This is a genomic window from Salinivibrio sp. VYel1, from assembly GCF_009377945.1.
Lineage (GTDB): Bacteria > Pseudomonadota > Gammaproteobacteria > Enterobacterales > Vibrionaceae > Salinivibrio > Salinivibrio siamensis.
Window position 1 is genome coordinate 219766 of the sequence record NZ_RSAM01000002.1, and the last position, 23137, is coordinate 242902.

The 23137-nt window shown below is 51.1% G+C and carries 20 protein-coding genes; 14 read left to right on the forward strand and 6 right to left on the reverse strand.

All coding sequences use genetic code 11. From position 1 onward, the window contains the following. Positions 1-23: 23 nt before the first annotated feature. Together trxB and ald are read right to left on the reverse strand one after the other, a co-directional pair. Complete coding sequence (gene trxB / locus EHW58_RS03610) at positions 24-986, reverse strand: thioredoxin-disulfide reductase (RefSeq protein WP_077579218.1); 963 nt, start codon at positions 984-986, stop codon at positions 24-26. Between the two features lie 117 nt (positions 987-1103). Further along, complete coding sequence (ald, locus tag EHW58_RS03615; RefSeq protein WP_046073520.1) at positions 1104-2228, reverse strand: alanine dehydrogenase; 1125 nt, start codon at positions 2226-2228, stop codon at positions 1104-1106. 166 nt (positions 2229-2394) lie between these two features. On the opposite strand from ald, the gene lrp reads away from it, so the two are divergent. From lrp to serS, 5 genes are all read left to right on the forward strand, one after another. After that, the gene (lrp, locus tag EHW58_RS03620) at positions 2395-2889 is read left to right on the forward strand and encodes a leucine-responsive transcriptional regulator Lrp (protein WP_046073519.1); all 495 of its coding nucleotides are present in this window, start codon (positions 2395-2397) and stop codon (positions 2887-2889) included. Between the two features lie 234 nt (positions 2890-3123). After that, complete coding sequence (locus EHW58_RS03625; protein WP_152794887.1) at positions 3124-5877, forward strand: DNA translocase FtsK; 2754 nt, start codon at positions 3124-3126, stop codon at positions 5875-5877. A 16-nt stretch (positions 5878-5893) separates the two neighbouring features. Next, complete coding sequence (gene lolA, locus EHW58_RS03630) at positions 5894-6523, forward strand: outer membrane lipoprotein chaperone LolA (protein ID WP_369795671.1); 630 nt, start codon at positions 5894-5896, stop codon at positions 6521-6523. Positions 6524-6540: 17 nt separating this feature from the next. After that, entirely contained in the window at positions 6541-7857 is a 1317-nt protein-coding gene (locus EHW58_RS03635; RefSeq protein WP_046073518.1) for a replication-associated recombination protein A, read from the forward strand. 73 nt (positions 7858-7930) lie between these two features. Further along, entirely contained in the window at positions 7931-9217 is a 1287-nt protein-coding gene (serS, locus tag EHW58_RS03640; protein ID WP_152794808.1) for a serine--tRNA ligase, read from the forward strand. Positions 9218-9259: 42 nt separating this feature from the next. On the opposite strand, the gene EHW58_RS03645 is transcribed toward serS, so the two are convergent. Beyond that, on the reverse strand, positions 9260-10060 hold the full coding sequence (locus EHW58_RS03645; protein WP_152794810.1) for a hypothetical protein: 801 nt from the start codon (positions 10058-10060) through the stop codon (positions 9260-9262). 245 nt (positions 10061-10305) lie between these two features. Further along, positions 10306-12342: a methionine--tRNA ligase gene (gene metG / locus EHW58_RS03650; protein WP_152794812.1), complete on the reverse strand. Its 2037-nt coding sequence runs from the start codon at positions 12340-12342 to the stop codon at positions 10306-10308. 157 nt (positions 12343-12499) lie between these two features. On the opposite strand from metG, the gene apbC reads away from it, so the two are divergent. The 5 genes from apbC to EHW58_RS03675 all read left to right on the forward strand — a co-directional run bounded on the left by apbC (position 12500) and on the right by EHW58_RS03675 (position 18508). Continuing rightward, positions 12500-13618 carry an iron-sulfur cluster carrier protein ApbC gene (gene apbC, locus EHW58_RS03655; RefSeq protein WP_152794815.1) on the forward strand — a complete coding sequence of 373 codons (1119 nt, stop codon included), beginning with the start codon at positions 12500-12502 and terminating at the stop codon, positions 13616-13618. A 141-nt stretch (positions 13619-13759) separates the two neighbouring features. Beyond that, positions 13760-14404, forward strand: a complete 645-nt coding sequence (gene udk, locus EHW58_RS03660) for a uridine kinase (RefSeq protein ID WP_077605938.1) — start codon at positions 13760-13762, stop codon at positions 14402-14404. A gap of 118 nt (positions 14405-14522) precedes the next feature. Continuing rightward, the gene (dcd, locus tag EHW58_RS03665) at positions 14523-15110 is read left to right on the forward strand and encodes a dCTP deaminase (RefSeq protein ID WP_046073840.1); all 588 of its coding nucleotides are present in this window, start codon (positions 14523-14525) and stop codon (positions 15108-15110) included. A 124-nt stretch (positions 15111-15234) separates the two neighbouring features. After that, positions 15235-17373, forward strand: a complete 2139-nt coding sequence (locus EHW58_RS03670; RefSeq protein WP_152794816.1) for an AsmA family protein — start codon at positions 15235-15237, stop codon at positions 17371-17373. A 52-nt stretch (positions 17374-17425) separates the two neighbouring features. Next, entirely contained in the window at positions 17426-18508 is a 1083-nt protein-coding gene (locus EHW58_RS03675) for a metal-dependent hydrolase (RefSeq protein ID WP_077579225.1), read from the forward strand. Between the two features lie 40 nt (positions 18509-18548). On the opposite strand, the gene cobO is transcribed toward EHW58_RS03675, so the two are convergent. Continuing rightward, complete coding sequence (cobO, locus tag EHW58_RS03680) at positions 18549-19139, reverse strand: cob(I)yrinic acid a,c-diamide adenosyltransferase (RefSeq protein WP_152794818.1); 591 nt, start codon at positions 19137-19139, stop codon at positions 18549-18551. Positions 19140-19246: 107 nt separating this feature from the next. Between cobO and EHW58_RS03685 the strand changes: the two genes are divergently transcribed. The 3 genes from EHW58_RS03685 (at position 19247) to EHW58_RS03695 (ending at position 20908) form a co-directional block, all read left to right on the forward strand. Continuing rightward, positions 19247-19993, forward strand: coding sequence for a dienelactone hydrolase family protein (locus EHW58_RS03685; protein WP_227486488.1), 747 nt, complete (start codon positions 19247-19249; stop codon positions 19991-19993). Positions 19994-20012: 19 nt separating this feature from the next. Continuing rightward, positions 20013-20315 (forward strand): Dabb family protein, encoded by a 303-nt coding sequence (locus EHW58_RS03690; RefSeq protein WP_077605942.1) that lies wholly within the window; start codon positions 20013-20015, stop codon positions 20313-20315. Positions 20316-20419: 104 nt separating this feature from the next. After that, positions 20420-20908, forward strand: coding sequence for a low molecular weight protein-tyrosine-phosphatase (locus EHW58_RS03695; RefSeq protein WP_152794820.1), 489 nt, complete (start codon positions 20420-20422; stop codon positions 20906-20908). Between the two features lie 97 nt (positions 20909-21005). Here the strand turns inward: EHW58_RS03695 and EHW58_RS03700 are convergent, their stop codons facing one another. Continuing rightward, positions 21006-21764 (reverse strand): DNA repair protein, encoded by a 759-nt coding sequence (locus tag EHW58_RS03700; protein WP_152794822.1) that lies wholly within the window; start codon positions 21762-21764, stop codon positions 21006-21008. Between the two features lie 367 nt (positions 21765-22131). Between EHW58_RS03700 and cysB the strand changes: the two genes are divergently transcribed. Next, positions 22132-23109: an HTH-type transcriptional regulator CysB gene (cysB, locus tag EHW58_RS03705; RefSeq protein ID WP_152794824.1), complete on the forward strand. Its 978-nt coding sequence runs from the start codon at positions 22132-22134 to the stop codon at positions 23107-23109. The last annotated feature ends 28 nt before the right edge of the window (positions 23110-23137 follow it).

Sequence of the window (23137 nt, forward strand, 5' to 3'; positions counted from 1 at the left end):
GCAGCCTGCATGAGAGCGTGGGCTTACTGATTATTTGCCAGAGCGTCGAGATAGCGCTCGGCATCTAATGCGGCCATACAACCGGTGCCTGCAGAGGTGATCGCTTGACGGTAAACATGATCCATCACATCACCAGCAGCAAAGACACCTTCAACGCTGGTTTGAGTGGCGTTGCCATTAAGGCCCGACTCAACCTTGATGTAGCCATTTTCCATCTCTAATTGACCCGCAAAAATATCGGTATTGGGTTTATGGCCGATAGCAACAAACACACCCATCACATCCAGTGTTTCGGTTTCATCACTTTGGGTGTCTTTCAAGCGTGCTTGGGTCACGCCCATTTCATCGCCTAAAACTTCATCCAACACGCGATTAGTATGAAGGACAATATTGCCGTTGTTGACTTTATCCATCATGCGGTCAACGAGGATTTTCTCGGCTCGGAAGGTCTCGCGACGGTGAACAACATGCACTTCTGAGGCAATATTCGACAAGTACAAGGCCTCTTCGACCGCCGTGTTACCACCACCGATCACCGCGACTTTCTGGTTGCGATAGAAAAAGCCATCACAGGTCGCACAGGCTGAGACGCCCCGCCCTTTAAATGCCTCTTCAGATGGAAGGCCAAGATATTGCGCAGAGGCACCGGTAGAAATAACCAACGCATCACAGGTGAACTCACCGTTATCACCTTTTAAGCGGAACGGGCGTGAGGATAAGTCCACGTCATTGATGTGATCAAAGATAATCTCAGTCTCGAATTTTTCCGCATGGGCTTTCATGCGATCCATCAATGCCGGTCCTGTCAGTCCCTCAGGATCGCCAGGCCAGTTTTCAACGTCGGTGGTGGTGGTCAGCTGGCCACCTTGTTGCATTCCGGTCACCATCACAGGGTTTAAGTTAGCGCGCGCGGCGTAAACAGCGGCCGTATAGCCAGCCGGGCCTGAACCCAGGATCAATAGGTTCGCATGCTTAATGTTACTCATTCACGTCTCCGAGCAGGAAAGAGGTTCGTTTTTGAATGGACTGATTGTAGGTAAATTAGAAAGGTAAAGAAAGGGCACCGTGATGGTGCCCTCGATTTCTATGATTGGCGTGGCCGATTAATGTGCCGACTTCAGTGCGTCCATTGCGTCGACATAAGGTAAATCAAAGCCTTCTGCGACTTCTTTGATGGTCACTTGACCGCCAATGACATTCAGACCATTACGTAGATGCGCATCTTCGACCAAGGCATCACGATAGCCTTTATTCGCTAGCTTAACGATATAAGGCAGTGTGGCGTTGTTCAGAGCGACAGTAGAAGTACGTGCTACCGCGCCAGGCATATTGGCGACACAGTAGTGAACGACATCATCCACGATATAGGTGGGATCTGCATGGGTTGTTGCATGTGATGTTGCGAAACAGCCACCTTGGTCGATAGCGACGTCCACCACGGCGGCGCCTGGCTTCATACGCTTAATGTGATCTTCGTTAACCAGCTTGGGGGCAGCAGCACCTGGGATCAGCACGGCACCGACAACCAGATCGGCGTTCAATACGTGTTGTTCAAGGGTTTCTTCTGTGGAGTAGACCACTTTGGCACGCCCTTGGAACTCTTCATCAAGGCGACGTAAGGTATCGACATTTTTGTCGAGAATTGTGACGTCAGCACGCAGACCAACGGCCATACGAGCGGCGTTCGAGCCGACAACACCACCGCCTAGTACCACGATTTTCGCCGGCTCGACTCCAGGTACACCGCTGAGCAGCATGCCCGAACCGCCGTGTGATTTTTCTAGCGCTTGTGCACCTGCTTGAATAGACATGCGGCCGGCGACCTCAGACATGGGTGCAAGGAGTGGCAATCGACCTTTAGAATCTGTTACCGTTTCGTAGGCAATACAGATGGCTTTACTTTTAATTAAGTCTTCTGTTTGCGGAAAATCTGGTGCAAGATGCAAATAGGTGAACAAAATCTGTCCTTCGCGGAGCATCGCACGCTCAACGGCTTGTGGCTCTTTCACTTTGACGATCATCTCTGCTTTGGCAAAGACGTCAGCAGCAGTAGGAAGGATAGACGCGCCGGCGGCTTTATAGTCGTCGTCAGAGAAACCAATACCGTTACCTGCGTTGGTCTCAATGTAAACAGAGTGGCCGTGAGAAATAAGCTCGCGAACACTCGCTGGCACCATACCAACACGGTACTCATGGTTTTTGATTTCTTTTGGAACGCCAATGATCATGCTGTCACCTCTTGTTTATTCAGTGTTATCGGCTGGCTTGTTATTGATATTGTCAATTTTCAGGCTAGTATAAAGGCAACAAACCAGCATTTGATGCTAAAGATCATTTAGATGTTATTTAATTTGGTATATCTTTTTGCAAGGAAGTAACAAGGTGGAATAAAAAATGGTAGATACCAAAAAAAAGCCCTCCAAGGAATTGGACCGCATTGACCGCAACATCCTGAACGAGCTCCAAAAGGATGGGCGAGTCTCTAACGTTGAGTTATCAAAACGTGTTGGTCTTTCTCCTACCCCCTGTCTAGAACGTGTACGACGTCTTGAGCGTCAAGGTTATATCCTTGGCTATACGGCACTGCTTAACCCCCAGTATTTGGATGCATCACTGTTGGTGTTTGTCGAAATCACACTCAACCGCGGCGCGCCTGATGTGTTCGAGCAATTTAACAAAGCGGTGCAAACGCTTGAGGACATTCAAGAGTGCTCGTTGGTGTCAGGGGATTTTGACTACCTGCTTAAAACACGAGTAGCGGATATGTCGGCTTATCGCAAGTTATTGGGTGAAACTTTGCTGCGTTTGCCCGGCGTGAATGACACCCGTACGTATGTGGTGATGGAAGAGGTTAAACAGAGCAATCATCTGGTTATCCATACCCGTTAGCCAGGTGATGAAAAGGGGTGCGATGCACCACCTATCGAGACTGAAGCCGAGCGTCATGCTCGGCTTATTTTTTGTGCGGATAGCATAAGATTGTGTGATATCTCGGTAAAGATTTGGCGTAAACATGCATCATGCCTGCCCTCACGGCATGAATGTGATAAAGTCAGGGCAACATGAGCAAGCCTCAAAGTAGGATGAGGAATGCGGTTCAAGAACGGTATTAAACAGGTGATGATGGAGTTTTCTTTACGTCGGGAGCCCAAAGCGGCTCGTGCTAAAGCGCGTTTAGATGGCGTTCAGCGATTAAAAGAGTGTGGGTTTATTCTGGTACTCGCGGCAGCCGTGTTCACCATGGTGGCCCTATTGTCTTTTAATCCGGCCGACCCATCCTGGTCGCAAACTGCCTGGCATGGTGATGTGCACAATGCGGCGGGTGCCATGGGCGCATGGCTCGCCGACAGTCTCTTCTTTTCGTTTGGCATCTTGGCGTATCCGCTGCCTCCAGCGGCGATCCTCGGAGGGTGGGTGTTCTTGCGTCGCCGCAGCGACGATGAACCGATTAATTATACCATTATCGGTGCGCGCATATTAGGACTGTTCATCCTGTTTTTAACTAGCTGCTCGTTGGCCGATTTGAATTTTGACGACTTTTGGCATTTTTCCTCTGGTGGCGTGATGGGGGATGTCACCAACAGTTTGGCGCTGCCGCTATTTAACGTATTAGGCACGACCTTGGTGATGCTGTTTGGTTGGGCGGCCGGCTTTACCCTTTTTACCGGTATTTCTTGGTTAACCATTGTTGACCATCTTGGCGCGATGACGCTCAACGGTGTGACGTGGGCGGTGAATCGGATTCGTGGTGACGCGCCGACCGAGTTAGGTGTGCCAGACACCGAGACACAGAGTACCGCAGCCAATGCATCTGAACCCATGGAGCTCAGTGATTTACGTCGCCTGACGCCGTCAGCGCCGGATAAGGCGGAGCGTACCACCAATGATGAGCACACACAGAACCAGGCTGCGTCGCCTATTATTTTTGGTGGACAAGCGCGTTCGGAAACCGATGTACCAGCGACCGATTATTCATCCGCAGACGATGCGGCATCCGTGGCCCATGAGAGCGATCAACCTAGTGAACCGACGCTAGGGCAGTGGGATATCGCGATCGAGCACGAAGTGCCATCTTTCTCGTCATCGGATGTTGAGGTAGAGGAAACAGAGGCGATCAGCGCATCAGCGGAGCAAATGAGTGACCACTCGCAAGCGGATGAAGCGCCTTCAGCCTCATCGTCTCGCCACGCCGACACAACCTATGGCAATCAAGATGGACTGTCCGAGCTTGAGCGTGCAGCACAAGCGAGTAGTGGCGCGGATGAGGATGACGATCCCTTCCAAGAAACCATTCGCCAAGCGCAAAAGGCTCAACAGCAGGCGGCGGGGCTCGACCATCCTTTCCTGGTAAAAGATGAGCCGGATTTACCCACGCCGACAGAGCCTTTCCCGACCCTCGATCTACTCGATCCCGCTCGCCATACTGCAGAGCAGGCGACGCGTGAAGAGCTTGAGAAGATTGCCCGCTTGGTTGAAGCACGGTTAGAAGATTTTAAAGTCCAGGCGCGAGTGGTTGGCGTGTACCCAGGCCCAGTGATCACCCGTTTTGAGCTTGACTTGGCCCCTGGGGTGAAAGTCTCGCGCATTTCTGGCCTATCCAAAGACTTGGCGCGTGCTTTGTCGACCACGGCAGTGCGTGTGGTCGAAGTGATCCCAGGGAAGCCCTACATTGGCCTTGAACTGCCCAATGAGCACCGGGAGACGGTGTTTATGTCCGAAGTGATTGGAAGCGAACGTTTTAAGAATAGCCACTCGCCTATTTCGGTGGTGCTGGGGAATGATATCGCGGGTGAAGCGATTATCACTGATTTGGGGAAGGCACCACATATGCTGGTGGCCGGTACCACAGGCTCGGGTAAGTCGGTGGGCGTGAACGTCATGCTGGTGAGCATGTTGTATAAAGCCTCACCCGAAGACGTGCGCTTTATCATGATTGACCCTAAAATGCTCGAACTATCGGTATACGAGGGGATCCCACACCTGTTAACAGAGGTCGTGACCGACATGAAAGACGCTGGCAATGCCCTGCGTTGGTGTGTTGGTGAGATGGAGCGTCGTTACAAGCTGATGTCGGCGCTTGGGGTGCGAAATCTAAAAGGCTTTAACGAAAAAGTGAAGGCGGCTGAAGCCGCCAACAACCCCATCCCCGATCCGCTCTGGAAACCGGGTGATTCGATGGACGAATCGGCGCCTAAACTCGAGAAATTACCGTATATCGTGGTGGTCGTGGATGAGTTTTCCGATTTGATGATGGTCGTGGGCAAAAAAGTGGAAGAACTGATTGCGCGACTAGCACAAAAAGCGCGGGCAGCGGGGATTCACCTTGTGCTTGCCACTCAGCGTCCGTCCGTTGATGTGATTACAGGCTTAATCAAAGCCAACATTCCAACGCGGATGGCGTTTACGGTGTCTACTAAGACAGATTCACGCACTATCCTCGACCAAGGCGGCGCAGAGTCGTTACTGGGGATGGGTGATATGCTCTTTATGCCCAATGGCTCCAACCACCCCATCCGTGTACATGGCGCTTTTGTCAGTGATGAAGAGGTTCACCGTGTGGTGAATAACTGGAAAGCACGTGGTAAGCCACAGTATCTAGACGAAATAACCAAAGGGGATCAAGGCTCTGATAGCTTGTTGCCGGGTGAAGCACCCTCAGGCGGAGATGGGGAAGAGTTGGACCAGCTTTTCGACCAAGTGGTTGAATTTGTCACCGAGAGCCGCCGAGGCTCTGTCTCTGGTGTGCAGCGCCGGTTTAAAATTGGCTACAACCGTGCGGCGCGTATTGTGGAACAACTGGAAGCACATGGTGTCGTAAGCTCACCAGGCCATAATGGTAATCGCGAAGTCATCGCGCCACCGCCACCCAAAGATTGATCGAATGGAAGGTTTCATGACTCGATTCTCTGCTATCCGCCACCTAATGGTGGTGCTGTCTCTACTTTTTGCATTGTCGGTGCAGGCGAAAACGCAGGCACAACAACACCTGATGGATCGCTTGAGTCAGGTTGACGCCTTTAGTGCGCAATTTTCCCAAACAGTGCAAAGCCCAGAAGGAGAGGTGATTCATCAAGCAAAAGGGCGGTTGGCGATTCAGCGGCCAAACTTGTTTAACTGGACCACGACCTCACCCGATGAAACCATCATGATTTCCGATGGCGAGACGCTCTGGTACTACAGCCCATTTGTTGAGCAAGTGACGGCGATGTGGTTGGAGGATGCTACGGCACAAACGCCGTTTGTCCTACTGACACGCAATCAGCCAAGTGATTGGCAGGCTTATCAAATCACCCAAGAGGCTGACACCTTTACCTTAACGCCAAAAACCACAGGCACGATTGGCGAATTTGAAGTCACCGTGAAGCCGGATGGTACCTTGACCGGCTTTACCGTGGTTGAGCAAGATGGGCAACAAAGCCAGTTCACGCTGAGCCAATTTAGCCGACAAGCACCGGCGTCGGACGTGTTTTCGTTTACGCCACCCGACTCAGTGATGATCGACGATCAGCGCCAACCAAGATAATTGCCTCGGAGGTGACTGTGTCGACCTTACCGCTTGACTTTGCAGACGATTTTCGCCCACTGGCCGCACGTATGCGGCCACTCACGCTTGACCAGTACATCGGTCAGCGTCATCTTCTCGCCGAGGGTAAACCGCTTCGCCGGGCGATTGAGTCTGGCTCCCTCCATTCGATGATTTTCTGGGGGCCTCCGGGGACCGGTAAAACCACGCTCGCCGATATTGCCGCGCGCCAAGCCAACGCAGAGCTGGAACAAATCTCGGCTGTGACCTCTGGCGTCAAGGAGATCCGAGAGGCGATTGGACGCGCAGAGCAAAACAAGCAAGCTGGTATTCGTACCGTTCTGTTTGTGGATGAAGTGCACCGCTTTAATAAAAGTCAGCAGGATGCGTTTTTGCCCCATGTGGAAGCGGGAACGGTCACGTTTATTGGTGCCACTACGGAAAACCCCTCGTTTGAGCTTAATAACGCGTTGCTATCGCGTGCCCGTGTGTATCGTTTAACCAGCCTTGACGAGAGCGATTTGGAAGCGGTGATTGATCAAGCACTTGCCGACTCACAACGTGGGCTCGGTGAGCAGTCCCTGGTCTTTGATGATGGCGTTAAAAGGGCGTTAACGGCAGCGTGCAGTGGTGATGCACGTATGGCGTTAAACCTACTGGAAATGTTGGCAGACATGGCCGATGGTCAAATCACGATGCCGATGCTTAAAGACGTGGCCGGTGAAAAAGTGGCACAGTTCGATAAGCAGGGGGATGCGTGGTATGACTTGATCTCTGCATTTCACAAATCAGTGCGTGGTTCATGTCCCGATGCCGCGCTGTATTGGTATGCACGCATTGTGAGCGCGGGAGGTGATCCGCTTTACGTGGCAAGACGTTTGTTAGCGATAGCCTCTGAGGATGTCGGTAATGCCGATCCGCGCGCGATGCAGGTGGCACTGAACGCATGGGATTGCTTTACCCGCGTCGGGCCTTCGGAGGGTGAGCGCGCCATTGCACAAGCCGCGGTGTATTTGGCCAGCGCCCCGAAAAGCAACGCGGTGTATACCGCGTGGAAACAAGCCTTGCGTGACGCGAAAGACACCGCCAACGCGCCCGTTCCCATGCACCTTCGTAATGCGCCAACAGCATTGATGGAGCAAATGGGACACGGTGATGGCTACCGCTATGCCCACGATGAACCCAATGCGTATGCGGCGGGCGAGCGCTATCTGCCCCCAGAGCTTGGCGAGGCGCGTTACTATCAGCCCGTCAATCGTGGGCTAGAAATTAAAATCGCCGAAAAGCTCGCCTTTCTCGCTGAGCAAGATGCAAAAAGCCCGCAAAAGCGCTAGGCAAATTTACCCTTTTTGGGTAAGGTTTAACTTCGTCAATTTACAGTCAATAACCCGAAAGCACAGGATTAGCATGCTGGATTCCAAATTACTTCGAACTGAGCTGGAAGAAACCGCTCAACAACTCGCTCGTCGTGGCTTTACGCTTGATGTTGACGCTATGCGTGAACTCGAGGAACAACGTAAGGCGCTGCAAATTCGCACCGAACAACTGCAAGCTGAGCGTAATTCCCGATCGAAGTCCATTGGCCAGGCTAAAGCAAAGGGTGAAGACATTGCACCATTGCTAGAAGAAGTATCAAACCTTGGTGATGAATTGGATGCGGCGAAAACGGAGCTCGCGGCACTCCAGCAAAAAGTGAATGACGTGGTCATGAGCGTGCCCAATCTACCTGCGGCCGACGTACCAAGCGGTAAAGATGAATCTGAGAACCAGGAAATCTCACGCTGGGGCGAGCCCCGTCAATTTGAGTTCGAGATTAAAGATCACGTCGACCTCGGTGAACTCACCGGTGGTCTTGATTTTGCCAGTGCAGTGAAGCTATCTGGCTCTCGTTTTATCGTGATGAAAGGGCAAATGGCGCGTATGCACCGTGCGCTTACGCAATTTATGCTCGACTTGCACACCAATGAGCACGGTTATACTGAGATGTATGTGCCTTACTTGGTCAATGCGGACAGCTTGTATGGCACCGGTCAGCTGCCGAAATTTGGTGAAGACTTGTTCCACACCCAGCCGGCGACGGAAGAAGGGGTGGGCATGTCGTTGATCCCAACGGCGGAAGTGCCGCTGACCAACATGGTACGTGATGAAATCATCGATGAAGCCGATTTGCCGCTGTGCATGACCGCACACACACCTTGCTTCCGCTCAGAAGCAGGTTCATACGGGCGTGATACGCGCGGCCTTATCCGTATGCACCAGTTCGATAAAGTTGAGTTGGTGAAGGTGGTTAAGCCAGAAGACTCAATGGAAGCACTGGAGTCATTGACTGCGGATGCAGAAAAAGTATTGCAGTTGCTGAATCTGCCATATCGTAAGATGTTGCTCTGCACCGGCGACATGGGCTTTGGTGCGGCGAAAACCTACGATCTAGAAGTCTGGTTACCAGCACAAAACACTTATCGTGAGATTTCATCGTGCTCAAACACCATGGACTTCCAAGCTCGCCGTATGCAGGCACGTTTCCGTCGTAAAGGTGAGAAAAAACCTGAGCTGTTGCACACCTTGAATGGTTCGGGCTTGGCGGTAGGCCGTACCTTGGTGGCTATTTTGGAAAACTACCAACAAGCGGATGGGCGTATTGAAATCCCTGAGGTATTGCGTCCATACATGGGTGGACAGACTCATATTGGGTAAGTGTCATCGTGTTGCTATTAAGCCGGCCTTGCGCCGGCTTTTTTATTGCTGTGTATGGTTGAATCTTTGATGGTGTGGATCATTGATGGGTGACAGCGTATTGAAGATATCATCTTCTGGTGTAGGAAAGCGGGCGAGCAGTGTAGCCAGAAAGGTGTCGAGTGCATCCAGCATCACGGCGTTAACTTGCTGCGCCAGCGCCAGGCGGCGATTGAGTGACAAGGTGTGTACATCATCAAGCTGTGAGATAACCTGATCTATCTTATCGGTGAATGCATCGCCCAATTCAAGGTCGCGCAGTTGTGCTAAACGCTTGGTGAGTATTTGTTGTTGTAAGCTTAGGGACTGGTGCGCATTGGGCGTTGCGTTCTCCAGTTGTATTGACGCGTAGGAAAAGCGTTGGCGAGCTTGAAGTAGCTCTAGCACGGCATACCAAATTTGTTGGTAAGACGAGAGCGTGTGGTCATCACCACAGGCAATTAACACGGGCGGGATGGCTTCATCCAGCAAGTACGCTAGGTGCTGCAAGGCGCGGTTTTTCATCTTGGCCTGGGTCACATCATCATATTGTGGCAAGGCGTGAAGGTGATGGAAAAAAAGCCGATACATTGGCTTTTGCGCATGGGGTGCCAAGTGGTGTAACTGACGTGTTTGATCCAGCAATCGTTGATAGTCATACGGATCGACGCGCGGTTGAGTGGCGAGGTAACCTGCATGCTGGAGCAAAGCCCGTAACTCATGCAGTTGATGCAATCGCCAATCCGGTCGTTGACGAAACACGATGACCGCCACCACGCTAGCAATCGTGAGCGCCAGTATTCCTATCATCACTAACCATCCCATATGCTCTCCTTGCTATGGCTTCCGCGTATACAGAGCGGAGCATGAAGCATGCCAAAATTGAGAGGTGAATCACGCCTTGTAGCGCAATGACTGGCGCGTGGATGTGCTCTTACTGCGCACCTTACTTGGGCGTGATTGCTCACTCGTAGTGCAGGGGAGAATCGATGGATGGCACTCATTGGACAAAAAAAGAGCCCGACTGGGCTCTTTATTCTCTGCTTGTGCAAATTGACGAGGCAGCAAGGTTACATGACCCGCATACCTGGCTGGGCGCCCTCATGAGGCTCTAAGATCCAAATCTCTTTCCCGCCAGGGCCGGCCGCTAAAATCATGCCTTCTGACATGCCAAACTTCATCTTTCTTGGTTTTAAATTGGCGACCATCACGGTGTGCTTGCCCACCAGATCTTCCGGCTTGTAGGCCGATTTGATCCCAGAGAAAACCTGACGTGTTTCACCGCCAATATCGAGCTTGAATTTGAGCAGTTTATCCGCTTTTGGCACGGCTTCACACTCAAGGATTTTAGCGACACGAAGATCGACTTTAGCAAAATCACCAAATTCGATTTCATCCGCGAGTGGTTCATCGGCAAGTGGCCCTTGCGCGCTTGCTTTCGCCGCCTCTTCAGTCGCGACATCTTCTTTGCTGTCAGCAATCATGGCATCGACCGCTTTTGGATCAATTCGGTTAAATAGCGCCTTGAACTTGGTGATTTGATGGCCAGTCAGCGGGGTCGCAATGCTCTCCCACGTTAAGGTGTCGTTTAAAAAGCCTTCCGCACGCTCGGCCAGTTTGGGCATCACAGGTTTTAGGTAGGTCATCAGCACTCGGAACAAGTTAATACCCACTGAGCAAATCGCTTGCAGTTCGGCGTCTTTACCGTCTTCTTTGGCGATGACCCAAGGGGCTTTCTCGTCGACGTATTGGTTCGCTTTATCGGCAAGCGCAATGATCTCACGGATCGCTCGGTTAAACTCGCGTGCCTCGTAGAGTTCACCTATGTGCTCGGCTTTATCGATAAAGGTTTGATAAAGCTCAGGCTCAGAGCAAACGGGCGACAGCTGACCGTCAAAGCGTTTGCTGATAAAGCCCGCGTTGCGAGAGGCCAAGTTGACCACTTTGTTGACAATGTCGGTATTCACGCGCTGGATAAAGTCATCCAAGCTTAAATCGAGATCATCAATACGGCTGTTGAGCTTGGCGGCGTAGTAATAGCGTAAGCATTCGGGATCAAGGTGTTTTAAGTAAGTGCTCGCTTTAATGAATGTCCCTTTCGACTTGGACATTTTTGCGCCATTGACGGTGACATAACCGTGCACGAAGACGTTATTTGGCTTGCGGAAACCGGCACCGTCGAGCATGGCTGGCCAGAACAGACTATGGAAATAAACAATGTCTTTGCCGATAAAGTGATATAGCTCGGTGTCGCTGCTGGCTTTCCAATACTCGTCGAAGTCGATGTCACCGCGTTTGTCACAGTAGTTTTTAAATGACCCCATATAACCAATCGGTGCATCAAGCCAAACGTAGAAAAACTTGCCGGGTTGGTCAGGGATTTCGAAACCAAAGTAAGGGGCATCACGTGAGATATCCCACTGCTGAAGGCCGGTTTCGAACCACTCATTCATTTTGTTGGCAATTTCACTTTGCAGTGAGCCGGACTTTGTCCACTCATTCAGCATTTGCTCAAATTGCGGCAAATCGAAGAAGAAGTGCTCAGAGTCACGCATTACGGGCGTGGCGCCACTCACCGCTGAGCGTGGGTTAATCAGCTCTGCTGGGGTATAGGTCTCACCACAGTTGTCACAGTTGTCACCGTACTGATCGTCGGCGTGACATTTTGGACACTCGCCTTTGACAAAGCGATCCGGCAAGAACATTTCTTTTTCCGGATCAAACAGCTGAGAGATCGTACGGCTGGTGATGTAACCTTTATCGCGGAGCTGAGTATAAATAAACGAGGCGAGCTCACGGTTTTCATCACTGTGGGTGCTGTGATAGTTATCGAAGCTGATATCAAAGCCATCAAAGTCGGCTTGGTGCTCTTGTTGCACGCCAGCGATCATGGCTTCTGGCTCGACACCCATTTGCTGTGCTTTCAACATAATGGGGGTGCCGTGGGCATCGTCGGCACAAATAAAGTGAGTCGTGTTGCCACGTAGGCGCTGATAGCGCACCCATACATCTGCTTGAATATGCTCGAGCATGTGGCCCAAATGGATTGAGCCGTTCGCATAAGGCAGCGCACAGGTCACCAGAATTTTCCGTGGGTTTGCAGCCATAATCTTGTTTGTTCGCTCTTATGATATGAATGGAATGATTGCGGAAATCTTACCTGATACGATATGCCTTGCCTAGTGCAGGCCGTGAGTGAGGCTGTTTATCCGTTAAACGTTAGCTATCCGGCCTAATATATTTTAATCAATGGGATGGTGATGCATGTTGTTTGGCTCTAAAAAGAAAAAAGCACAAAAACAAAAAAAAGACACGGCCGCCCCGCTGACCAATGTGGATGACGCAGTGAGTCTATTGAATCAGTTTTCACATCCGCGTTTGGTGGAGCAGTGGGCAAGCCAACCATATTGGGTGAGCGTGACTGAACACGGCTTTAAAGTGACGTTTCCATTTGCAGCGGCGTCAGTGATGCAGGCACTCAATGACTGGCTGAATGCCCAGTCGACGACATTGGCGCAGCAGTTTCAACTGACACAGAGAGTGGCGCCATTAAAAAGTGGTGATAAGTCGCCCGTCAAAGGGGTGAAAAACCTGTTAGTGGTGAGCTCGGCCAAAGGCGGTGTGGGTAAATCGACGACGGCGGTCAATTTGGCACTGGCACTGCAGGCGGAAGGGGCATCGGTGGGCATTGTCGATGCGGATGTGTATGGCCCATCGCTCCCGATTATGCTCGGCGCTAAAGACAGCGAGCCGCAAACCCATGATGGCAAATTGATGGAGCCTGTGATGCGTCATGGTATTGCCTCTAATTCAATTGGTTACCTGGTGCCCGCTGATAATGCCACTGTGTGGCGTGGGCCAATGGCCTCGAAAGCCTTTGCTCAATTGATCAATGAAACCCGCTGGCCCGAGCTTGATTATTTGGTAGTTGATATGCCACCAGGCACCGGTGACATTCAGCTTAGCTTGGCGCAGCAGTTTCCGGTGACGGGAGCGATGGTGGTTACCACGCCACAAGATCTCGCACTGGCTGATGCGATTAAAGGCGTGGCGATGTTTGAGAAAGTACAGGTGCCGGTTCTCGGGGTAATTGAAAACATGAGCTACCATATTTGCTCACAATGCGGTCATCATGAAGCGATTTTTGGTACTGGTGGTGCAGCGAAAATGGCTCGTGAGCAAGGCGTGCCAGTGTTAGCTCAAGTGCCGCTTCATGTCGCGATTCGTGAGGACATAGACGCAGGCACACCGAGTATGGTGGCGCGCCCTGACAGCGAGCATGCTGCTGTCTATCGCCAAATGGCCGCCACCGTCGCCAGTCAGCTTTATTGGCAAGGGGAAACGCGCCCTGAACAAATAAGCGTACAAACGGTGTCGCCCTGATTGAGCAACGTGCAGATATCGCAGGCTTAAAGCAGCGGGTCAGTCAGGGAAGCGTGATTTTCTCTGGCGCCAGCGGCTTCAACTCCCTATAATCAGGCGGTTTATGTAGATTCCGCCAAGCTTCCTCTGGGTATTCATATTATGAGTGACAACAACCACCAATGCGTTATTATCGGCATAGCAGGTGCCTCTGCTTCCGGTAAAAGCCTGATCGCTAGCACCATTTATAAGGAATTAAAGGAAAAAGTCGGCGATCATCAAATCGGCGTGATCACGGAAGATAGATATTACCGAGATCAAAGCCATCTCAGCATGGAAGAGCGCGTACAAACCAACTATGACCATCCACAAGCGCTAGACCATGACTTGCTTTGCGAGCACCTAGAAAGCCTCGCGGCAGGTCAGTCTGTCGATGTGCCTGTGTACAGCTACTCAGAGCATACCCGCATGGATGAAACCACCACCATGACACCCAAAAAGGTGATCATTTTGGAAGGGATCCTGTTGCTAACCGATCCACGCCTGCGCAATCTGATCCATGCCAGCGTCTTTATGGATACTCCCCTTGATATTTGCTTGTTGCGCCGCATGAAACGTGATGTGGCTGAACGTGGCCGCACCATGGACTCCGTGATGGAACAATATCAGAAGACGGTCCGCCCTATGTTTATGCAGTTTATTGAGCCGTCAAAGCAATATGCCGATATTATCGTGCCACGTGGGGGTAAAAACCGCATTGCGATTGATGTGTTAAAAGCGCATATCGCGCGATTACTGAAAGCCTGATTTGGGTATGATGGTTTCACTGACCTCAATCTCGCTGCTTTTTATGCAGTGGACAACAAGCTAAATGAATGCGGTGCGTGAATGTATCGCCCCATCTATTAACCGTGAGGACTATCCGATGCGACTATGCGACAGGCATATCAAAGAACACCTTGATGATGGCCGCATCAAAATTGAGCCACGTCCGGCAGAGGCTTCGATTTCTGGTGTGACGGCGGATGTGACTTTGGGCAATCAATTCCGGGTGTTTAATGACCACGGCGCAGCATTTATCGATCTGTCTGGCCCGAAAGAAGAGGTCAATGCCCAGCTTGAACGTGTGATGAGTGATGAAATTGAGATTGCTGATGGTGAGGCTTTTTATCTTCATCCAGGCCAGCTCGCGCTTGCTGTCACGCATGAAGCGGTGACCCTTCCTGACGATATCGTCGGCTGGCTTGATGGCCGCTCGTCGTTGGCACGTTTAGGGCTGATGGTGCATGTGACTGCGCACCGGATTGACCCGGGCTGGTCGGGCCGTATTGTGCTGGAGTTCTATAACAATGGTCGTTTGCCCTTGGCGCTACGACCCGGTATGCCGATTGGTGCGTTAAGTTTTGAGCCTATGTCGGGCGCGGCTGATAAGCCGTATAACAAACGCGACAACGCAAAGTATAAAAATCAGCAAGGGGCAGTTGCCTCTCGCATTAGCCAAGACAAGGTTTAACGATTGCAATGCGCCTACGGGCGCATTTTTTTGTTAACGTGGAACCCGATCGCGAAATCATGGTCGATAATGCGGGTATCTCTCGTAAGTGGTATCGCCTGTTACGCACAAGGAGCATCTTGCAATGATAAAAAAAATCGCCCTTACTCTCGCTGTTTTGGTGGTGGTCGTCATGGGTGGCATCGCCGCTTTGCTCGCCACCATTAATCCTAACCAGTTTAAGCCATTGTTGGTCGAGCAAGTTAAAAAACAGACAGGCTATGACATGGTGATCGGTGGCGACATTGCTTGGCAGTTTTGGCCAAGTTTGGGTTTTTCAATCGAGGATGTCGCGATAAAAAATCGCCCCGGCTTTGATGAACCCGATTTGATGCGCTTATCTCAAGCCCGCCTCTCTGTCGATGTGTTGCCTTTGATGTCGCAAACCTTGCAGATCGGCGAAATTACATTGCAAGACCCACATGTGTTTATTCAAACCCTGAGTAATGGGGAGAGCAACCTCATCGCGACATCGCCGACGGCTGAGCCTCAAGCTGAGCCAGCGCCACAATCAGGCACATCCGCTGATAGCACGAGCACCGAGGCAAAGGCGTGGAACGTATCGCTACAAGGGCTCAGTGTGGCCAACGCGAGTGTGGTCGTCAAAGATGACCAAGCGGGCACCATGACAGCGTTGCGCGATGTGGATCTTGAGGTGGGCAATCTGGCGACGGATGTGTGGACGCCACTGTCAGTGTCGTTGCGCGGCGAGCAAAATGACGCTCGTGTTGAGCTGGAAGGTCAAGGTGAGTTGAAATTGGCCAGTGACCTGATACAAAGCCAGATGCGCAAACTGGCGTTGACGCTCTCCGCCGAGCAAGGTGCACTGACCCTAGAACAAGCGAACCTCACCCTCGATCGTTTGGCGCTGGGTGAGGCGGCGCAGTTGGGCTTTAATATCAACGCGCAAACCGCAGACATCGACGTTGAAAGCTCGGGGCAAGCCCAGGTCACTATCGCAACGACGCAAGATAAGATCACGGTTCAGGGGTTAGACATGCTCACGACGGTGTCTGGCGAGCCAATCCCCAACCAGTCGCTTAGCCAAGCGCTAGCCGCTGATATTGTGTTTGACATCAACCAGCAAACGTTGACGGTCAGTGAATTGATCAGCCGATTAAACGACGATGATGTTGTGGTGGATGGCAAAGTGGCAGTTAAATTGACGGAGATCCCCCAAGTTCGCTTTGCGCTGAATACCAACCACATTGACCTCGATACGCTGATACCGACAGACAATGCAGCGCCTAATCAATCTGCAAAAGATAGTGAATCTGGCTCTAATGATAAATCCAGCCCGAGTACGCAAGCGGCGCCACTGAGCAAAGAAGAGCCTGATTTGAGTGTGTTGAAGACGCTAGATATTGCCGGCTCACTGGCAATGAAAGGGCTTACTGTGAGTAACGTTACCTTAGGGCAAACACGCGCGACGGTGGCCATCGACCGTGGCAAGGTCGACGTGTCAGAGCTGACGACGCAAGCCTATGAAGGCAGCGTGGTTGTGCAAGGGATGTTAGATGCTACGCAAACGCCCGCTCGCTATCAGGTGAGTAAAAAAGCACGTGGGATCCAAGTGCTTCCGCTGCTGGAAGACGCTGCCCAGGTTGATCTTTTAGAGGGTAAGGGTAACGTCGATATCAATGTACAGGGCAAAGGTTTGTCGCAGTATGCATTGCGTCAAGCGATTCAAGGCAGTGTCGCTATTTTCTTCGAAGATGGCGCGATTAATGGGATAAACTTGGCACAGATGCTCAGAGAGGCGAAAGCGACGCTGAAAGGTGAGTCGGCAGCGGCCGCCAATGAAGTACGTAAAACAGACTTTAGCGCACTCACTGCGAGCTTTACCTTAGGTAACGGCATGGCTCGCACCACCGACTTACTGTTGGAAGCGCCCGCGCTTCGGGTACGTAGTGACGGACAAACCGATCTGTTACAAGAGACACTCGATTTTAATGTCTATACCTCGGTGGTCGAGACCAGTAAAGGCCAGGGCGGTAAAGATATTGATGAACTGCGTGATGTCACCATCCCAGTGACGGTGGCCGGTACCTGGCAATCGCCGAGCTATAAACTAAACATTAAGCAGCTACTCAGCAGTAATAACGCGTTGGAAGAAAAAGCCCGCAAAGAGGCGCAACGAGGGTTGAAAAAGCTACTGGGTGATAAAGCGGATGACGATAAGGTCAAAGAAACCGCTGATAAACTCCTTAATTTATTTCAGTGATCGGCTGACAAGCTATTGGGCTATCTAATGCAAAGCCATTAAAGGACGGTTTATGGATTCTGTCACGCAAGCAGCGCTAGGAGCAACGGTCGCGGGCTTGGTCGCGGGCAAACGTTGCTCACCGAAAGTGCTATTGGCGGGCGCGGCACTCGGGACTCTCCCGGACCTTGATGTCTTGATTGACTATGGCGATCCGGTGGCGAACACTGTGAATCACCGTGGGTTTAGCCACTCGTTGTTTGTGTTGCCTTGGGTCGGTGCACTCATTGCATGGTGCTGGTGGCGCTGGCAGCGCCAGTGGCCACTTTGGCAAGTGATGACGCTAGTCATCGCGGTGCTTGTCACCCATCCATTGCTCGATGCAATGACGGTATATGGAACCAAGCTATTCTGGCCGCTTGAGGTGCCATCGGTAGCGGTGGCGAGTCTGTTTATTATCGATCCCCTGTATACGGTGCCTCTACTGGTTGCGCTCATCAGCGCATTGGTATGGCGCCATCTGGGAGCCAAGGCATGTGGTGTTGGGTTGATGGTCTCGAGCCTTTACTTGGCCAGCTCTGTGTACCAGCTCCAACAAATAAAAACCCGTGTTGCCGAACAAACACAAGGAACCTTGCTGGAAGGCCAGCCGTTAATCATTATGCCAACGCCGTTTAATACCTTACTGTGGCGTGTGGTCGTCAGTGGCGAAGAGCAATACTGGGAGGGGTTAGCCTCACGACTTGATGCCAACCCGTCAATTGATTGGGTGGCGCAGCCTCTAGGAGAGTGGCCACTGGCCAACTCTGATACCCTCAGCGCTCTGCGGACGTTTTCACGTAATTTTATTCGCTTTGAAAACCGAAACGGGCAGCAGGTAGTCACCGACTTGCGCTTTGGTGTGGCCGCCTATCAGCCGTTCCAGTTTTTACTGGCAGAACAAAATACAGACGGGGACTGGTACCCTGTGTCGCCCAAACAACTTGAGCCTGGCCCGTTGCCCGAGACCGCGCTACCCGCGTTGTGGCAACGTTTGTTGGGCGATCAATCGATTGACGCCAAACTCTGCCGGCAGTCGTGTCAGCAAACTGACCCGCGTTGGGCCGAGCCCATCTCATCTGCCGCCTTACCGGCGACGGCCTCTGAAAAACAATGAGCGCACGCCGTGCACACGTATTGTCTCACGTTGTCAAAGGTTACCAATCAATGCCTTGGCGCGCTTTAATGCCGGCATCAAACGCATGTTTGACATTGCGAACTTCAGAGACAGTATCGGCGATTTCGATTAAACGACGGTGAGCGCCTCGACCCGTGATCAGCACAGATTGCTCACTTGGGCGTTGGCTAATTGCATCGATGACATCGTCCAGGTCAATGTAGCCATAGGTGATCATATAGGTGATTTCGTCCAAGACGACCAAATCATAACTAGGGTCGCTGAGCATGGTTTTGCATGCTGACCAGATTTTTTGTGCGGCTTGCGTGTCGGCTGTTTTATCTTGGGTATCCCAGGTAAACCCTGTACTCATCACATGAAAGTCCACGCCATGCTGCCTGAGTAAGTCTCGCTCACCGCATGCCCACGTTCCCTTGATATACTGCGCCACCCCGCATTTGAAACCATGGCCTGCCGCGCGTGCGACGGTGCCAAAAGCGGATGTCGATTTGCCTTTGCCGTTGCCTGTAATAATAAGAAATAGCCCTTTTTCTTGTTGTGCGGCGTCAATCCGAGCATCGACTTTTTCTTTCAGTTTTTGCTGGCGCTGTTGATGACTGTGTTCTGACATGTGATTTCCAACCTTTGGTTAACTTAGGTCTATAGTAAAGGGACGATAGGGTGGATGCCACCCATGACATTCTGGCCGCAAACCGACGGCCCCAGCCAAAGGACGCTATGATGAGAAAAGGAACGCACGCTCTTATTGCTTTGTTGGCTCTATGCTCGCTGCCTGCTGTGGCGGGTAAACAGATAGGTTATCAGTTAGACGGGGAGGCATTTTCCGGCTACCTGGCGATCCCTGCTTCTTTTGAGAACGGCAGTGTGGTGATTATTCATGACTGGGATGGGCTAACGGACTACGAACGTCAACGTGCGGATATGCTGGCAAACTTAGGCTATCGTACGTTCGCATTGGACATGTTTGGCGCCGGGAATCGACCGACCAGTCTAGAGGCGAAGAAAGCGGCGACTCGTTCACTGTATGAAGACAGAGTGCGGATGCGCGAGCTGATTGAAGCAGGGATGAGTGCCGCGCAATCGCAAGGTGTGACGCAGCCAGTAGTGGCTGGCTATTGTTTCGGTGGCACGGTGACGTTAGAGCTTGCACGCAATCCAGGCAATATGCCTGTCAGTGGCTACGCGAGTTTTCATGGCGGTTTGGGCACGCCAGATGGCCAAGGCTATTCAGAGGACATTGCGCCACTGTTTATTGCTCATGGTGGGGCGGATAAAGCGGTGCCCATGGCAGATTTTGCGACCTTTATACAAACGCTAGAGCAGGCGGGTGTCGATTACTGGTCGCAAGTGTATGGTGGGGCGCCGCATGCGTTTACCGTATTTGGCTCGGAGAGGTACCGTGAAAAAGCTGATAAAAAGTCTTGGCAGGCGTTTAAAACGTTTTTGACGGATCGGATGGAATAGTGACACGAGGAGAAAAGAAATGATTCGTCATGTATTGCTTGTTCGTTTTACCGCTAACGCGCGCGATGATCAGATCCAAGCATTGAAAGATAAATTTGAATCAATGCCTAGCGTCATTGATGGCGTTGGGCCGGTCGAATGGGGAGAAAACAACAGCCCAGAAGGTAAAGACCAAGGCTACACGCATGTGATTGTGATGACGTTTCGTGATAGTGCTGCGCGGGAGCGCTATTTACCGCATCCTGAACATGAGGCGCTAAAAGCGATATTTCGTCCTATCCTGGAAGACATTATTGTTGTGGATTATTCCGTGCCAGCATAGGTGCTGACAAACTGCCCTATCACCGAGTATTACCTGCCTCACTATAGGCAGTGCTTAGCCTTATTGGTAATCTGAGGGCTTATCAATAAGGAGGTTTGACGCTGATGACAACTGATAATCAAAGGCCCAGTGTTTTGGTGGTGTGCTTGGGTAACATCTGTCGTTCGCCCACCGCAGAAGCCGTATTACGTACTCGCGCACAGGCGCGAGGCTTGGCAGTCGATATTGATTCGGCGGGCACGGCAGGTTATCACCAGGGTAACCCGCCTGATAGACGTAGCCAAGCGGCAGGGCAGGCGAGAGGCTACTCGTTTGAAGGTATTCGAGCGCGCCAGGTCGGCCCTGCAGACTTTGTGTGTCATGACATGATTCTGGCAGCCGATGAGAGCAACCTGGCTGACTTGCAAGCACAATGCCCACCCGAGCACCAAGGCAAGCTGTCTTTATTTCTCCACTGGGGCGAGCATACCGAGGGGCCGATCCCCGACCCTTATTATGGTGGCCCTGACGGCTTTGAGCGGGTGTTAGACTTGCTTGAACAAGCGGCAGATGGGGTGCTGAATCATATTGAAGCGCATCTTTTGCCTCGTTAGTTGAGAGAGTGCGCGTCTAGAATGAACGCATGGGTGAGAAGAATAAGCAAAAGGCGCGTGATGAACGCGCCTTTGTTTTGAGCCTACGTGAGCTGACTTACCATTTCTTTTTCGGTGCAAACAACTCGTCTAGATCGCTTCTTTCTTCTTCTTGCTCCGACTGGAGTTTTTCATGGCCCGTATTCAGTGTATGGGTAATATCGCTATGCATTTGCTCTAAATGCTTTTTCATCTCTTGAGAGTAATCATCGGTTTTGGGCGAGACCACATCAATGGCTTTTTTCAATAACTGCTGAGCGGTGCCCATTTGCCCTTTTTGCTTGGCGTCATTGGCACGCTTAATCACATTCTCAATATTGATTTTAAGTTGCATCTTTTCCAAGCGTGCGTTCTCAGCCACAAACGCTTGCGTCGCTAGTCGTCCCTTAGAGTGCTCCGCTTTTACCACGGAGCGCAGACGTTTTACTAGCTTGAGCATCGAAATCGCTTGTCGATCGTTATCTGGCACTTTAAAGGAAGTCGACTCGCGGTTTGAGTAGCTTTGTTTGATTTCATCGATCTGCGCTTGCGTCGCACTAATACGTTGCTTGATAGATTTATCGGAATTATCAATCTCGTACATGGCTTTCAAAGAATCTAGGATCTTCTTATTCAAGCAAACCAACAGCGTCCCGCTATATGGCAGATTATGTGCATTACCAATCAGCTCTTCAGTGGCGTCAATCACTGCAATGTGCTTAGCCATCTCTTGGCGCTTGTGAGATTCAATTTGCTTACGTTGTTGAGCCAATATGTTGTAGCCGACAATCAGGCCGAGCAATATGACACAAAGGCCAGCTATCAAGGCAATATTCATAATTCAGCGTCGATGTTCCTTGTAATAAACTCAACTGGTTAAGATACACGATCTCAACCGACAGAGATAGCATCAATCAAGGATGGAGGCAGCATGAGTGATCCGCATCTAACTCTGCACATTACATCCGATTCGCATGCGCTGGTAATAGTGTGGCCCATAATCGTGCACTTGGCGATAAACTGGTTGAAATAATCGGATTTTAGCGATTGGGCAATACCCTATTTGTTCACCAAATTGCTTAGTGAATGTGCAATCGCTAACGTTTATATAACCAAAGCCTATTAAATAGTCTAATTTGGGTATATAAATAATCTATCACAACCCAATGCTGTCACTTAACCCATGAGGCTCGCGCGTCTGCACTATGAAATTACAACAGCTTAGATATATCGTTGAGGTCGTCAACCACAACCTAAATGTGTCTGCGACCGCAGAGAGTTTGTATACCTCTCAGCCTGGGATCAGTAAACAAGTTCGATTACTAGAAGACGAACTAGGCGTGCAAATATTTGAGCGCAGTGGCAAACACCTTACCCAAGTCACTCCTGCTGGTGAGGCCATTGTGGAAATATCTCAAAGTATTTTGTCTCGGGTGGAAAGCATTAAAGCGGTGGCGAGTGAACATACTCATCCAGAAATGGGAAATCTCAATATTTCCACCACCCACACACAGGCACGATATGCATTGCCCGATGTGATCAAAGCATTTACTGCCCGCTACCCTAAAGTCTCTTTGCATATGCATCAGGGAACGCCGACGCAGATCTCCAGCTCGGTCGCCAAAGGCACATCAGATTTTGCTATCGCGACCGAAGCTTTCCACCTCTATGAAGACTTAGTGATGCTGCCGTGTTACCACTGGAATCGTTCGATTATTGTGACGCCTGATCACCCACTGGCACAGAAAAAAAACAATATCACCATTGAGGATTTAGCGGCCTATTCTCTTGTGACCTATGTCTTCGGTTTTACCGGGCGTTCAGAGTTGGATGAGGCGTTCCATCGCGCCCATCTCACTCCCAAGATTGTATTTACCGCCACAGACGCGGACGTAATTAAAACCTATGTGAAGTTAGGGTTAGGGGTTGGCGTTATCGCCAGTATGGCGATGGATAGTCAAGCTGACTCGGACCTGGTCGCCATTGACGCTAGCCATATTTTTGGTGCTAGCACGACCAAAATTGGATTTCGTAAAGGCACCTTCCTTCGCAGCTACATGTATGACTTTATTGAACGCTTCGCCCCACACCTGACGCGCAATATGATAGATAAAGCGGTGGCTCTGCGTTCAAACGAAGAAATTGATGCCATGTTTAAGGACATTCCGCTGCCAATTCGCTAAACTTCCCGTGTACGATATGGCTGCGTCA

Bases quoted from the DNA above. Each gene is read 5' to 3' on its own strand.
- trxB (WP_077579218.1), bottom strand. From the start codon at position 986: ATGAGTAACATTAAGCATGCGAACCTATTGATCCTGGGTTCAGGCCCG.
- ald (WP_046073520.1), bottom strand. From the start codon at position 2,228: ATGATCATTGGCGTTCCAAAAGAAATCAAAAACCATGAGTACCGTGTT.
- lrp (WP_046073519.1), top strand. From the start codon at position 2,395: ATGGTAGATACCAAAAAAAAGCCCTCCAAGGAATTGGACCGCATTGAC.
- EHW58_RS03625 (WP_152794887.1), top strand. From the start codon at position 3,124: ATGGAGTTTTCTTTACGTCGGGAGCCCAAAGCGGCTCGTGCTAAAGCG.
- lolA (WP_369795671.1), top strand. From the start codon at position 5,894: ATGACTCGATTCTCTGCTATCCGCCACCTAATGGTGGTGCTGTCTCTA.
- serS (WP_152794808.1), top strand. From the start codon at position 7,931: ATGCTGGATTCCAAATTACTTCGAACTGAGCTGGAAGAAACCGCTCAA.
- EHW58_RS03645 (WP_152794810.1), bottom strand. From the start codon at position 10,060: ATGGGATGGTTAGTGATGATAGGAATACTGGCGCTCACGATTGCTAGC.
- metG (WP_152794812.1), bottom strand. From the start codon at position 12,342: ATGGCTGCAAACCCACGGAAAATTCTGGTGACCTGTGCGCTGCCTTAT.
- apbC (WP_152794815.1), top strand. From the start codon at position 12,500: ATGTTGTTTGGCTCTAAAAAGAAAAAAGCACAAAAACAAAAAAAAGAC.
- udk (WP_077605938.1), top strand. From the start codon at position 13,760: ATGAGTGACAACAACCACCAATGCGTTATTATCGGCATAGCAGGTGCC.
- dcd (WP_046073840.1), top strand. From the start codon at position 14,523: ATGCGACTATGCGACAGGCATATCAAAGAACACCTTGATGATGGCCGC.
- EHW58_RS03670 (WP_152794816.1), top strand. From the start codon at position 15,235: ATGATAAAAAAAATCGCCCTTACTCTCGCTGTTTTGGTGGTGGTCGTC.
- EHW58_RS03675 (WP_077579225.1), top strand. From the start codon at position 17,426: ATGGATTCTGTCACGCAAGCAGCGCTAGGAGCAACGGTCGCGGGCTTG.
- cobO (WP_152794818.1), bottom strand. From the start codon at position 19,139: ATGTCAGAACACAGTCATCAACAGCGCCAGCAAAAACTGAAAGAAAAA.
- EHW58_RS03685 (WP_227486488.1), top strand. From the start codon at position 19,247: ATGATGAGAAAAGGAACGCACGCTCTTATTGCTTTGTTGGCTCTATGC.
- EHW58_RS03690 (WP_077605942.1), top strand. From the start codon at position 20,013: ATGATTCGTCATGTATTGCTTGTTCGTTTTACCGCTAACGCGCGCGAT.
- EHW58_RS03695 (WP_152794820.1), top strand. From the start codon at position 20,420: ATGACAACTGATAATCAAAGGCCCAGTGTTTTGGTGGTGTGCTTGGGT.
- EHW58_RS03700 (WP_152794822.1), bottom strand. From the start codon at position 21,764: ATGAATATTGCCTTGATAGCTGGCCTTTGTGTCATATTGCTCGGCCTG.
- cysB (WP_152794824.1), top strand. From the start codon at position 22,132: ATGAAATTACAACAGCTTAGATATATCGTTGAGGTCGTCAACCACAAC.